We start from the raw sequence: 13197 nt of genomic DNA, 5'->3' as shown, positions 1-13197 counted from the left end.
GCCTATTAGCGCAGATGGTACTATCGTTAGATGGGAGAGTATGTCATCGCCTTTCTTTAAAAACTTCATTCATGATCTTGAATGAAGTTTTTTTTTGCTTTAAACTTAAGGGGAGAAAGCTTCTTTAAAAAGAGCAAATAGGAAAAATAGCTACATTCTTAAAAGATTATTATAAAAAGACAGGTTATATTTTATTAACGTTTACTTTATTATGCCTACTCTATTGAGTGTTATATTGTCTGCGTTAAATAATATATACTTAAATGCCTTTAGTCTTTAAAAAAAATGTAATCAAACCTTTTGTGAATAAAAAAAACTTCCTTCTTATTTAACCAACTTAGCTGTAAATGTATTCTTTTTGTTTACACGTATTTACATAGTCCCTTATAAAAGACCATAAGGGACTATTTGGTGAATTGATTATTGATGCTAAATCTGATATTTTAGTTTTTTTTCAATAGCTTGAATAATATTTCCAGCAATATCTTTTCCTGTAGCATTTTCAATTCCTTCTAGTCCTGGTGATGAGTTAACTTCTAGTAATAAAGGACCTTTGTTGGATCTGATCAGATCTACACCAGCTACAGGTAGGTTTAATATTTTTGCAGATTTCAAAGCTAGTTTCTTTTCTGCGGGTGTGATTTTGACAATTGATGCAGTTCCTCCTTGGTGAATATTTGCTCTAAATTCTCCATTGGTGGCACTTCTTTCGATAGATGCCACTATTTTTCCATCAACAACAAAACATCGTAAATCTTTTCCGTTTGCTTCTTTGATGAATTCTTGTACCAATATATTAGCGTTTAAGCTTTTGAAAGCATTGATTACTGATTCTGCGGCTTTATTTGTTTCTGCAAGAACTACACCTTTTCCTTGTGTACTTTCTAATAATTTAATGATTAAAGGTGCACCACCAACCATTTTTATTAAATCTTTTGTGTCTAAAGGAGATTTAGCAAAACCTGTAGTTGGAATATGAATATCATTTTTTGAGAACAATTGTGATGAGAATAATTTATCTCGCGACGAACTTATAGATTCCGCTTCGTTTAGGCAATAAGTTCCTAAGGATTTAAACATCCTGAGCAAAGCACAACCGTAAAATGTCATACTAGTTTTGATTCTTGGGATTACAGCATCAAAGTCATTAATTACATTTCCTCCTCTGTATCTTATTTCTGGTGTCTCAGTATCAAGTTTCATATAGCACTGTTGTACATTCAAGAAAACCATTTCGTGACCCCTTGCTCTACCTGCTTCCATTAGCCTTTTGTTGGAGTATAGATCTGGATTACTTGCAAGTACGGCAATTTTTAATCCTGATTTCCCCATAACAAAGGTTTCATATTTTTCATCAATTGCATCGCTAGAAATATTTCCAAGTAAAAATTCTTTTGCTGGGTTGACTAATATCTTACTTTGCATGGCTTGTCTACCAAGAAGCATTTTAAACTCCATGGTGTCCCTATTGGTTAGTGTGAGTTCAATATCCCATGTTTCGTTATCCATAGTGATGGGCGAAGAGATTACAAATCTTTTTTCTGGAATCCCAGACGAACTTTTCACAATCCTAGTTGAGATTACTTTTGCTTCACACTCGATAGAAATACTTCTATTTTCTGTTATGGGCTGAACATAAAATCGCACCCAATCTTCTTTGTTTTTTTTATAGGTAGTTATGTCTGTCGCTTGGATAGATGATGTTTTTGCTCCAGAATCTATTCTTGCTTTGATAGCGGGTATATTTAATTCTTTAAAATGACACCATTCTTTGTTACCTATAATTTTCAAGTCATTCATGTTTCGTTTATTTTTCTTGTAATAGTATGAAAATAATTTTTAAATGTTTTGGTTATTGTCATGATTTCTTATATTTGTACAATCATATAATATCATGAAGAAAGTTATTTTACATCATCATCAAGTCCAGTGCTACGCTTAAGCGAGAAGGAGAGATTATGTTGTATACAGACATATTTTTCAAACCCGTTTGAGCTCACTCAAGCGGGTTTTTTATTTTATAAATGATCAAACACATACTAAATGAGCACATTAAAAATCGCTATTCAAAAATCAGGAAGATTAAATGAAGATTCCTTACAACTTTTAAAAGAGTGTGGTATTTCTATTGACCATCGAAATGCCCAGTTGAAAGCAACAGCTAGAAATTTTCCTCTAGAAGTTTTTTATTTAAGAAACGGTGATATCCCTCAGTATTTACAAGACGGTGTAGTTGATATTGCTATATTGGGCGAAAATACTTTGATTGAAAAAGGGGAAGATTTACCAATTGTAGAACGATTGGGTTTTTCTAAATGTAAGGTTTCCTTAGCTGTTCCCAAAGAGGTTGATTATACAGGAATTGAGTATTTTAAAAATAAAAGAATAGCAACAACTTATACCAATACTTTAGATAAATTTCTGAAAGAAAAAGGTGTTCAAGCTTCGTATCATAAAATAGCAGGATCTGTAGAAATTGCTCCTAATATAGGATTGGCAGATGGTATCTGTGATATTGTAAGCTCTGGAGGAACCCTCTTTGCTAACGGATTAAAAGAAGCTGAAGTCATGTTTTGGTCTGAGGCAGTGTTGACAAAATCACCTGTATTGACTCTTGACAAACAAGTTTTGTTAGATAAGTTACAATTTAGAATTCAGTCTGTTTTAAAAGGAAGAGCAAACAGATATGTATTGTTAAACGCACCCAATGATAAAGTAGAGGCTATCATAAAAATAATTCCGGGTATGAAATCACCTACGGTTTTGCCGTTAGCAAAAGCAGGTTGGAGTTCAGTACATACCGTAATTCCTAAAAATAAGTTTTGGGAAATTATAGATGAGTTAAAAGTGTTAGGTGCAGAGGGTATCCTAACCACAGAAATAGAAAAAATGGTATTGTAAAGTGTAAGTAATTTTAGCTAGTGTTTTATAGTTTTTAGCTAAAATAAAAACCAAAGGATGATAAATATGAAAACGTATATAAACCCAGCAAAAAATTCTTGGTCAAAAATCACACAACGTCCTGCTAAGGAATCAAGTGCATTAGGAACTACTGTGAAAAGTGTTTTTGACGAAGTCAAGGCTGAAGGAGATAAAGCTTTAACGAGATTCACGGAAAAATTTGATGGGGTTACTTTGTCAAATTTAAAAGTTTCTAATCAGGAACTAGAAGAAGCTATTCCATTGGTTTCAGAAGAGTTGAAAGCGGCTATTGTTCTAGCTAAAAACAATATTGAGACTTTTCATGCATCTCAAAGAATAGAGAAAAAGGTAATCTCAACTGCTAATGGAGTAAAATGCTGGCAAGAAACGAAACCCATTGAGAAAGTAGGTTTATACATTCCTGGAGGATCCGCACCTTTATTCTCAACCATTTTGATGTTAGGTGTACCTGCAAAAATTGCTGGAGCGACAAAGATTGTTTTGTGTACACCACCTTCTAAAGAAGGTACAATTAATCCTGCTATTTTATATGCTGCACAATTGGTTGGGGTAACAGAAATATATAAATTAGGAGGAATTCAAGCAGTTGCAGCTATGACCTATGGGACAGAATCCGTACCGAGTGTATATAAGATTTTTGGACCGGGGAATCAATATGTAACAGCTGCAAAGCAATTTGCTTTGACACAAGGGTTAGCCATCGATATGCCAGCTGGGCCTAGTGAATTAATGGTCGTCGCAGATAAGGATGCAGACCCTGGTTTTGTTGTTTCTGATTTGCTATCACAAGCAGAACACGGTGCAGATAGTCAAGTTATTTTAGTTACAGAATCTCAAAAGTTAATAGATGATGTTCAATTAGAGTTAGATAAGCAGCTAGGTCAATTACCTAGAAAGGAGATTGCTTTAGAAGCGATTAAAAATTCTAGCGCTATTTTAATAGAAAGTATCGTAGATCAAAATGAAATGATAAATGAATATGCGCCAGAACATTTAATTTTAAACGTATTGAATGAAGATGTATATTTAAGTGAAATTGTAAATGCAGGTTCAGTTTTTATAGGTCCTTTGACCCCAGAGAGTGCTGGTGATTATGCTTCTGGAACAAATCATACCTTGCCAACAAATGGTTATGCTCGTATGTATAGTGGTGTAAACTTAGATGCTTTTACTAAGAAAATCACGTATCAGAAAATATCAGAAGAAGGAATAAAGTCCATTGGGCCAGCTATTGAGTTGATGGCAGCTGCAGAGGGCTTGGACGCTCATAAAAACGCGGTGACATTAAGATTAAAAAGTTTGAAGTAATTTTTTAGCAAATAGCTGTTTGCCAATCGCCGTTTGCCCATGATAAAAAACATAAAGCCTAATGCTAAAATGAAATTCGTTTTAAAAAATATAATAAGAGAAAACGTTGCTAATATGAAGCCATATTCATCTGCAAGAGATGATTTTCAAGGGGTTACTAATGGTATGGTTTTCCTTGATGCGAATGAGAATCCATTTGAAAATGGTGTCAATCGATACCCAGATCCTATGCAAATGACGGTTAAGTCTGAATTGGCTAAAATTAAAGGAGTTCTCCAAGAAAACATTTTGTTAGGAAATGGATCAGATGAAGTAATTGATTTGATTTTTAGGGCTTTTTGTGAGCCCAATAATGATAATATAATTACATTACCACCTTCTTATGGAATGTATGATGTATCAGCAAATTTAAATAATATAGAGATAAGAGAAGTTGTTTTAAACTCTGATTTTCAGCCTAATGTTGAAAAGATTTTAGGGAGTATCGATGCGGCTACAAAAATTGTTTTCTTATGTTCTCCGAACAACCCCTCAGGTAATTTGTTTCACTATTCAAGTATAAAAGCTATTGTAAATGGTTTCAATGGTTTAGTAGTAGTGGATGAGGCATATATAGATTTTGCACCGGAGTCTAGTTGGATAAAGGAGCTGCCTAATCATCCCAATTTAATTGTAAGTCAAACCATGTCTAAAGCATATGGAATGGCAGGAATTCGTTTAGGTGTCTGTTATGCTTCAAAAGAAATCATCTCTGTTTTGAATAAAATTAAGCCGCCTTACAACATTAGTGAATTAACACAAAAGAAAGCTTTAGCGCGTTTGTTGGCATATGAAGATGTAAAAGAAGAGGTAGAAGCTATAAAGGAGGAACGTGGTCAATTAGAAATTGCATTGAAAGAAATTTCTTTTGTGGATAAAATTTATCACAGTGATGCTAATTTCTTGCTGGTAAAAGTCGATGATGCTACATTACGTTATCAAGAACTCATAAAAAGAGGAATTGTAGTACGCAATAGAACAACACAATTATTATGTGAGAACACATTGCGTTTTACAGTAGGAACGATTAAAGAAAATAAAGCTTTGTTAAAAGCTTTAAAAGATATTGAAGAGTAGAAAATTAAAGAGTTAAATATTTGGTGTGGTATATTGTTTTTAGTCAAAATAACACCAATTTTTGATAGATCACTTAATTCTAATAACCCATGAAGAAAGTTTTATTTATAGATAGAGATGGTACACTTTGTATTGAGCCTCCAGTTGATTATCAGTTAGATAGTTTAGAGAAACTTGTTTTTTATCCAAAGGTTTTCCGTTATTTAGCAAGAATTGCAGATGAGTTGGATTATGAACTTGTGATGGTTACCAATCAAGATGGACTAGGTACAGATTCTTTTCCCGAAGATACATTTTGGCCAGCTCAGCACAAAATTATTCAAGCATTTGAGAATGAAGGTGTTGTGTTTAGTACTATTCATATCGATAAAACATTTCCTCATGAAAATGCAGAGACTCGAAAGCCAAGAACGGGTATGTTAACTCAGTATTTTGATAAGGATCGCTATGATTTAGAAAATTCTTTTGTTTTGGGAGATAGAATTACAGACATGGAATTGGCAAAGAATTTAGGTGCAAAAGGAATTCTATTATCAGAAAATTTAGATTTGGGTGCCAGTGAAATAGAATCAGACAAGAATGCTATTTCAGATTGTATTGCCTTGACTTCTAATGATTGGAGAAAAATTTATGAGTTTTTGAAATTAGAGGATAGGGTATATGAAGCTACTAGGAATACAAATGAAACCAAAATTTATATAAAATTAAATTTAGATGGATCTGGTAATAATCATATCTCAACAGGATTAAAGTTCTTTGACCATATGTTAGATCAAATTGGACGACATGGTGCTATGGACCTTACGGTTAAGGTAGAAGGAGATTTGGAAGTTGATGAGCATCATACCATAGAGGATACGATGATCGCCTTGGGAGAATTATTTAATAAAGCTTTAGGGAATAAGTTAGGAATCGAACGTTATGGTTTCTGTTTACCAATGGATGATTGTTTGGCACAAGTTGCTGTAGATTTTGGAGGAAGACCTTGGTTGGTTTGGGAAGCAGAATTTAACAGAGAGAGGATAGGAGATATGCCTACAGAAATGTTTTTACACCTGTTTAAATCTTTTACAGATGGGGCAAAATGTAATCTAAATATCAAAGCCGAAGGTGACAATGAGCATCATAAGATAGAGGGTGTTTTTAAAGCCTTCGCAAAGGCAATGAAAATGGCTGTAAAACGAGATGTAAACAAAATGTTTTTACCAACTACAAAGGGTATACTTTAAATAATAATTTGTTAATATCAAAACGAACTAACTCCAAAAACCTAATAAACAACGGCCAATTATAGAATGAAAATAGGAATTATAAATTATGGTGCTGGAAACATACAATCTATTCGATTTGCTATTGAGCGATTGGGATATGAAGCTGTTTTGAGTAATGATGTAAAAGAAATAAAGGCTGCGGATAAACTGATTTTCCCCGGTGTGGGAGAAGCAAGTTCTGCTATGAAAATGTTAAAAGAAACTGGATTAGATACCTTGATTCCGACCTTAACACAACCTGTTTTAGGCATCTGTTTGGGAATGCAGTTGATGTGTAATCATTCTGAAGAAGGAGACACCAAAGGTTTAGGGATTTTTGATGTAGATATAAAACGTTTTGAAAACATTGTAAAAGTACCTCAAATAGGATGGAATCAAATTACAGGATTGGGTTCTAAGATTTTTAACGATGTAAAAGAAGGCGCTTATATGTATTTGGTTCACAGTTATTATGCTCCCTTGTCAAAAGAAACCATTGCTACCACAGAATACGGAGTGCAATATGCTACAGCTTTGCAAAAAGCCAATTTTTATGGAGTACAATTTCACCCAGAAAAAAGTAGTACAGACGGAGCGAAGATTTTAGAGAATTTTTTGAATCTATAGTTGTTGGTTTATGTGTTGATGGATATTCGTTTTCTGTAACCATCAATACGTAGTAAACAACTAAAAACCAATACAAATGAGAATAATACCAGCCATAGACATAATAGACGGACAGTGTGTACGTTTGTCAAAAGGAGATTACAATACAAAAAAAGTATACAACGAAAATCCGTTGGAAATAGCCAAGCAATTTGAAGCACACGGAATTGAATGTTTGCATTTGGTAGATTTAGATGGAGCTAAAGCAAGTCATATTGTTAATCATAAAGTATTAGAACAAATAGCAACCAAAACCGCTTTAAAAATTGATTTTGGAGGAGGCTTAAAAACCGACGAGGATCTAAAAATTGCATTTGAATCTGGAGCAACTCAAATAACAGGTGGAAGTATAGCAGTTAAAAACACTACTATCTTTAAAAGTTGGATTGCTAAGTTTGGAGTAGACAAAATTATTTTAGGAGCCGATGCAAATAATGAGAAAATTGCGATTAGCGGATGGTTAGAAGAGTCTGATGAAGATCTGATTCCATTTATTCAGGAATATCAAAAAGAAGGAATTCAGTATGTAATTTGTACAGACATTGCCAAAGATGGAATGCTACAAGGACCTTCTTTTGATTTGTATGAAAAAATTTTAAAAGATTGCCCAAACGTAAAATTGATTGCAAGTGGAGGAATTTCTACTTTTGATGAATTACCTCGTTTGAGAGATTTAGGATGTGAAGGTACTATTGTTGGAAAAGCGATTTATGAAAATAGAATTAGCTTAAAACAATTGGAACAGTTTATCTTAAATAGTTAATAGTTTTTAGTTGCTGACAAAAAGCTAATAACTAACAATCAATAACAAACAACCAATAATATGTTAGCAAAAAGAATAGTTCCTTGTTTGGATATCAAAAATGGACGTACTGTTAAAGGAGTTAATTTTGTAGATTTACGGGATGCAGGAGATCCTGTAGCACTAGCAAAAAAATATGCAGAAACTGGAGCTGATGAATTGGTCTTCTTAGACATTTCGGCCACTGAAGAAAGAAGGAGAACTTTGGTGAATTTAGTTCGTGATGTAGCTTCTCAAGTAAACATACCTTTTACAGTAGGTGGAGGAATATCATCCGTATCAGATGTTGATATTTTATTGCAAAATGGAGCAGATAAAGTTTCTGTAAACTCTTCAGCAGTAAAAAGACCACAACTGGTTAACGAATTGTCTCAAAAATTTGGCAGTCAATGTGTAGTAGTTGCTATTGATGCCAAACAAATTGAAGGAGAATGGATTGTTCATTTGGTTGGAGGTAAAGTCCCAACAGAATTAAATTTGTTTGATTGGGCAAAAGAAGTAGAACAAAGAGGAGCAGGAGAAATTTTGTTTACTTCTATGAATAACGATGGAACTAAAGACGGTTTTGCTAACGAAGCCTTGTCGCGTTTATCAGATGAATTAAATATACCAATTATTGCTAGTGGAGGTGCAGGGAACATGCAACATTTTGTTGATACTTTTAAACAAGGAAAAGCAGATGCAGCTTTAGCTGCGAGTGTTTTTCATTTTCAAGAGATTGAAATTCCTGAATTGAAGTTAGAATTAAAAAAACAGGGTATCTCTGTAAGATTATAAAAAAAAGAATAATAGTAATGAGTGATTCGTAAAGTCTCACTCTTAACTCAATGATCAGTTTATATATGGAAATTAAATTTGACGAAAAGGGACTAGTTCCTGCAATTATACAAGATGCTGAAACTAAAAATGTATTGATGTTAGGTTACATGAATCAAGATGCATTTGATAAAACTTTAAGTACTAATAAAGTCACTTTTTTCAGTAGATCTAAGAATAGATTATGGACCAAAGGTGAAGAAAGTGGTAATTTTTTAGAGTTGGTTTCTATTAAAAACGATTGTGATAAAGATACTTTATTGATTCAGACCAATCCAATAGGCCCAACGTGTCATAAAGGTACTGACACCTGTTGGGCTGACGAAAACAGAGAGAATTTCGGTTTTTTAACCACTTTAGAGAATATAATTGCAGAACGAGTTAAGAATAAAGATGTTCAAAAGTCATATGTGGCAAGCATGTTTGCTAAAGGAATTAATAAAGTAGCCCAGAAAGTAGGAGAGGAAGCAGTTGAGACTGTTATTGAAGCGATGGATAATAATGATGATTTATTCTTGTATGAGGCAGGAGATTTATTGTTCCACTACTTAATGTTATTGCAAGCGAAGGGATTTACAATGACTGATATTACTGCTGAGTTAAGAAAAAGACAGAAGTAGATTACAAATCCATAAGATCCATAAATGATTTGAAATCTTTCACAAACTCTTTTGTTTTTAAATTAATCTACTAATTGTTGTTATGAAGGACACATTTAAACATCAAGGATTGCGAAATAGACTGGTCTCAGTTTTGAAAACAAAAGGAGTGACAGATCATGCAGTATTAAGCGCGATTAGGGAGATCCCTAGACACTTATTTATGGACGCTAGTTTTGAAGATTACGCATATCAAGATATTGCCTTCCCAATTGGAGCAAAACAAACTATTTCTCAACCTTACACTGTAGGTTTTCAATCGCAGTTGTTGGCTATAAAACCTGGAGAAAAAATTTTAGAAATAGGGACAGGTTCAGGATATCAAACTAGTATTTTGATTCATTTAGGAGCTTTAGTCTATACAATCGAACGTCAGCAAGAGTTGTTTAAAAAAACCCAATCTCTACTTCCTAAATTAGGATTCAAGCCAAAGTATTCATGTTTTGGTGATGGTTATAAGGGTTTAACTCAGTTTTCACCCTTTGATAAAATCATTGTGACTTGTGGTGCACCAGAGGTTCCTAAAGCTTTATTGGCTCAGTTACAAATAGGCGGAAAAATGGTAATTCCCGTTGGAGACAAAGAACAGATGATGACTTTAATCACCAGAAAATCTGCTAAGCTGTTCGACAAGCAATTGATTGAGAAATGTGCTTTTGTCCCTATGTTGAAAGATAAAAGTTTAAAAAACTTTTCTTAGTTGGTTTAGCGTATAAAAGGTCAATGGTATTTCAAAAAACTTCATAAAGTATAATGTTTTTAATTATTTCTAGGGGTTAAAATCACACAAGGAATAATCATTTCTTCTAAAGAAATGCCTCCATGTTGGTAAGTGTTTTTGAAATAATTAGCATAATAGTTTTGTTTGTTAGGGTATATGAAAAAAGTATTGTCTTTTGCAAATATATATGAGCTACTCATGTGCTCCTGCGGTAAAAATATGGATTTTGGGTCATGTTCAGCATAGACATCCTTTTCTTGGTAAGAAATATTTTTACTAGCCTTATACCGAAGATTGGATGAAATTTCTTTACTTCCCATCACTTGTGAGGGCCTACTGCAATTTACTGTTCCGTGATCAGTTGTGATGATCAGTTTTATATTGTCTTTTTGAGCTCTTTGAATCAACTCAAGCATCGAAGAATTTTGAAACCAAGTATTGGAAAGTGCACGATATGATTTGTCGTCAGAAGCTAATTCTCTAATTACCTTAGTATCTGTTTTGGCGTGTGATAACATATCAATAAAATTAAACACAACCACATTAAATTTATTGTCTCTGTATTCATTATATTTTTTCAGAAGTGCTTTACCTGTTTGTTGAGTGGTTATTTTATGATAAGAGAAAGGGAGGTTTTTTTTAAGACTTTTAAGTTGTCTATTTAAAAACTCTTCTTCGTGCATGTTTTTTCCACCTTCGTCATTGTCATTGAGCCAAATGTCCTTGTGTTTGTTGTTCATTTCTAGAGGTGTTAAACCAGAAAATATTGCATTTCGAGCGTATTGTGTTGCCGTTGGTAAAATACTATAATAAGGTATTTCTTTAGGGTTTTTGTAATGTTTTAAAATGGTTTTTTCTAAAACTAAATATTGGTCATATCGTAAATTATCAACAACAAGCACTAACGTTTTATCGTTTTTTTCTATTTCAGGTAAAATAATTTTCTTGAATAGTTGATGAGACAAAACTGGGGCATCATTATCATAGAACCAATCAGAATAATTTTTTTTGATAAATTTAAAGAAGATTTGGTTTGCTTCTTGTTTTTGACTTTCTAGAATCCCGAGTAAACCAACATCGTCTATGTTTTCTAGCTCTAACTCCCAGTAAATTAATTTTTTATAGACTGCTACCCATTGTTCGTGGGAATTAACTGCTGCTAATTCTATAGAAATTTTTCGAAATTCTTGTTGGTAGTTTATCGTAGTCCTTTCACTAACCAACCTAGAGTGATCTAAGTTCTTTTTTAAACTGAGTAGGATTTGATTAGGGTTGACTGGTTTGATAAGGTAGTCAGCAATTTTGGAGCCAATAGCTTCTTCCATCAAATACTCTTCTTCACTTTTAGTGATCATTATGACAGGAATTGTGTTTTTTATGTTTTTGATTTCTATCAACGTTTCTAAGCCACTAAGCCCCGGCATATTTTCATCTAAAAAAATAACATCATAATTGTTTTCTTTAACCAATTCAATAGCATCAGCACCATTAGTGCAAGACGAGACGTTATAGTTTTTTTTCTCCAAAAAGAGTATATGAGGTGTTAAAAGATTGATTTCATCGTCAATCCAAAGGATTTCTATTGTATTCATCATGTTAAGAATAAGTATTTACTAAATATAAGAATTTAGATTTTTATATTTGCACCATTCAAAAAGTACAAAATATTGAAAACTCCTGTTAATAAAGTTAAAATAATAAACGATCCAATTTACGGTTTTATTACTATACCTAACCAATTAATTTTTGAATTGATTGAGCATCCATATTTTCAACGCTTAAGGAGGATAACGCAGATGGGTATGTCTAATTTAGTTTATCCAGGAGCCCATCACACAAGGTTTCATCATGCAGTTGGCTGCATGCATTTGATGCAGAAGGCAGTCACAGTGCTGATTAACAAAGGGGTAAGAATCACAGAAGATGAAAAAAATGGTGTTTTTATCGCTATTCTCTTACATGATATTGGACATGGTCCCTATTCTCATGCTTTGGAGAACAGTATTGTTGATGGGGTAAGTCATGAATCTATTTCATTGTTGTTTATGAAGGAGTTGAACAAAGAATTTAAAGGAGACTTGACTTTAGCCATTGAGATTTTTGAGGGTAGATATCCTAGGAAATTTTTAAATCAACTTGTCTCTAGTCAATTAGATATTGATAGGATGGATTACTTGAAAAGAGATAGCTTTTATACTGGGGTTGCTGAAGGCAACATAAGTTCAGAACGACTGATTGATATGCTCAATGTTGTGGAAGGACAACTCGTAGTCGAAGAAAAAGGAATTTACTCAGTAGAAAAGTTTATTGTGGGTAGAAGATTAATGTATTGGCAAGTATATTTACACAAGGCAGGGGTTGTCGCTGAAAAAATGTTGGTAAATTTGTTAGCAAGAGCAAAATATCTAGCCAATAAAGGAGTTCAGCTATCGTCTAGTAGAGCTTTAAACTATTTCTTATACAAGGATGTTGAAGATGCCTTCACCCTTGAAACCCTCAAAACTTTTTCTAGGTTAGATGATTATGATATTTTATCAGCTATAAAAGATTGGATAAGTCATGAGGATAAAATATTGTCTCAATTATCTGAGATGATCATTAACAGGAATTTATTAAAAGTAGAATTGAGCAGTAAACCTTATGGCGAAGATTATCTTCAAAAAGTCAAAGATCAAATGGAAGAAAAAGGATGGTCGAAAGAAGATTTAAGTTATTTTTTTGTTCATGATACTATTTCTAATCAGGCATATAGCGATATTTCAAGTAAAATATACCTATATTATAAAGATGGAAATATTGTTGATATTGTAGAAGCTTCAGATCAATTGAACATACAAGCATTGACCAAACCCGTAGTGAAACATTTTCTTTGCTATCCAAAAGGCATCAAAATAGCTTAAATAAGATTTAATTTTT

General features: G+C 33.1%; 12 protein-coding genes. 10 read left to right on the top strand and 2 right to left on the bottom strand.

Features of this window, described 5'->3' with window-relative positions:
* Positions 1 to 429: 429 nt before the first annotated feature.
* Positions 430 to 1800, bottom strand: a complete 1371-nt coding sequence (gene rimK, locus ABF281_RS07360; RefSeq protein WP_347181033.1) for a 30S ribosomal protein S6--L-glutamate ligase — start codon at positions 1798 to 1800, stop codon at positions 430 to 432.
* Positions 1801 to 2043: 243 nt separating this feature from the next.
* On the opposite strand from rimK, the gene hisG reads away from it, so the two are divergent.
* The 9 genes from hisG (at position 2044) to ABF281_RS07315 (ending at position 10260) form a co-directional block, all read left to right on the top strand.
* Positions 2044 to 2901 carry an ATP phosphoribosyltransferase gene (hisG, locus tag ABF281_RS07355; protein ID WP_347181032.1) on the top strand — a complete coding sequence of 286 codons (858 nt, stop codon included), beginning with the start codon at positions 2044 to 2046 and terminating at the stop codon, positions 2899 to 2901.
* 66 nt (positions 2902 to 2967) lie between these two features.
* Complete coding sequence (gene hisD, locus ABF281_RS07350) at positions 2968 to 4251, top strand: histidinol dehydrogenase (protein ID WP_347181031.1); 1284 nt, start codon at positions 2968 to 2970, stop codon at positions 4249 to 4251.
* A 69-nt stretch (positions 4252 to 4320) separates the two neighbouring features.
* On the top strand, positions 4321 to 5367 hold the full coding sequence (gene hisC, locus ABF281_RS07345) for a histidinol-phosphate transaminase (protein ID WP_347181030.1): 1047 nt from the start codon (positions 4321 to 4323) through the stop codon (positions 5365 to 5367).
* Positions 5368 to 5456: 89 nt separating this feature from the next.
* A complete protein-coding gene (gene hisB, locus ABF281_RS07340) occupies positions 5457 to 6596 on the top strand; it encodes a bifunctional histidinol-phosphatase/imidazoleglycerol-phosphate dehydratase HisB (RefSeq protein ID WP_347181029.1) in 1140 nt (379 codons plus the stop codon).
* 66 nt (positions 6597 to 6662) lie between these two features.
* Positions 6663 to 7244: an imidazole glycerol phosphate synthase subunit HisH gene (hisH, locus tag ABF281_RS07335; RefSeq protein ID WP_347181028.1), complete on the top strand. Its 582-nt coding sequence runs from the start codon at positions 6663 to 6665 to the stop codon at positions 7242 to 7244.
* A gap of 76 nt (positions 7245 to 7320) precedes the next feature.
* Positions 7321 to 8046, top strand: coding sequence for a 1-(5-phosphoribosyl)-5-[(5-phosphoribosylamino)methylideneamino]imidazole-4-carboxamide isomerase (hisA, locus tag ABF281_RS07330; protein WP_347181027.1), 726 nt, complete (start codon positions 7321 to 7323; stop codon positions 8044 to 8046).
* A gap of 60 nt (positions 8047 to 8106) precedes the next feature.
* Positions 8107 to 8862, top strand: coding sequence for an imidazole glycerol phosphate synthase subunit HisF (gene hisF, locus ABF281_RS07325; RefSeq protein WP_347181026.1), 756 nt, complete (start codon positions 8107 to 8109; stop codon positions 8860 to 8862).
* Between the two features lie 65 nt (positions 8863 to 8927).
* Positions 8928 to 9521, top strand: a complete 594-nt coding sequence (gene hisIE, locus ABF281_RS07320) for a bifunctional phosphoribosyl-AMP cyclohydrolase/phosphoribosyl-ATP diphosphatase HisIE (protein WP_347181025.1) — start codon at positions 8928 to 8930, stop codon at positions 9519 to 9521.
* Positions 9522 to 9603: 82 nt separating this feature from the next.
* Entirely contained in the window at positions 9604 to 10260 is a 657-nt protein-coding gene (locus tag ABF281_RS07315) for a protein-L-isoaspartate(D-aspartate) O-methyltransferase (RefSeq protein ID WP_347181024.1), read from the top strand.
* Between the two features lie 59 nt (positions 10261 to 10319).
* Here ABF281_RS07315 and ABF281_RS07310 read toward each other — a convergent pair whose 3' ends face one another.
* Positions 10320 to 11873: a bifunctional response regulator/alkaline phosphatase family protein gene (locus ABF281_RS07310; protein WP_347181034.1), complete on the bottom strand. Its 1554-nt coding sequence runs from the start codon at positions 11871 to 11873 to the stop codon at positions 10320 to 10322.
* Positions 11874 to 11948: 75 nt separating this feature from the next.
* On the opposite strand from ABF281_RS07310, the gene ABF281_RS07305 reads away from it, so the two are divergent.
* Entirely contained in the window at positions 11949 to 13181 is a 1233-nt protein-coding gene (locus ABF281_RS07305; protein WP_347181023.1) for an HD domain-containing protein, read from the top strand.
* Positions 13182 to 13197: the final 16 nt, after the last annotated feature.

The sequence above is a fragment of the Wenyingzhuangia sp. genome, from assembly GCF_039768515.1.
In the GTDB taxonomy this organism is placed as follows: Bacteria; Bacteroidota; Bacteroidia; order Flavobacteriales; family Flavobacteriaceae; genus Wenyingzhuangia.
The sequence above is the reverse complement of the archived record's forward strand: the minus strand, read 5'-3'. Positions and strand labels throughout refer to the sequence as shown.

Coding starts and splice junctions, on each gene's coding strand:
- rimK (WP_347181033.1), bottom strand. CDS start 1,800: ATGAATGACTTGAAAATTATAGGTAACAAAGAATGGTGTCATTTTAAA.
- hisG (WP_347181032.1), top strand. CDS start 2,044: ATGAGCACATTAAAAATCGCTATTCAAAAATCAGGAAGATTAAATGAA.
- hisD (WP_347181031.1), top strand. CDS start 2,968: ATGAAAACGTATATAAACCCAGCAAAAAATTCTTGGTCAAAAATCACA.
- hisC (WP_347181030.1), top strand. CDS start 4,321: ATGAAATTCGTTTTAAAAAATATAATAAGAGAAAACGTTGCTAATATG.
- hisB (WP_347181029.1), top strand. CDS start 5,457: ATGAAGAAAGTTTTATTTATAGATAGAGATGGTACACTTTGTATTGAG.
- hisH (WP_347181028.1), top strand. CDS start 6,663: ATGAAAATAGGAATTATAAATTATGGTGCTGGAAACATACAATCTATT.
- hisA (WP_347181027.1), top strand. CDS start 7,321: ATGAGAATAATACCAGCCATAGACATAATAGACGGACAGTGTGTACGT.
- hisF (WP_347181026.1), top strand. CDS start 8,107: ATGTTAGCAAAAAGAATAGTTCCTTGTTTGGATATCAAAAATGGACGT.
- hisIE (WP_347181025.1), top strand. CDS start 8,928: ATGGAAATTAAATTTGACGAAAAGGGACTAGTTCCTGCAATTATACAA.
- ABF281_RS07315 (WP_347181024.1), top strand. CDS start 9,604: ATGAAGGACACATTTAAACATCAAGGATTGCGAAATAGACTGGTCTCA.
- ABF281_RS07310 (WP_347181034.1), bottom strand. CDS start 11,873: ATGAATACAATAGAAATCCTTTGGATTGACGATGAAATCAATCTTTTA.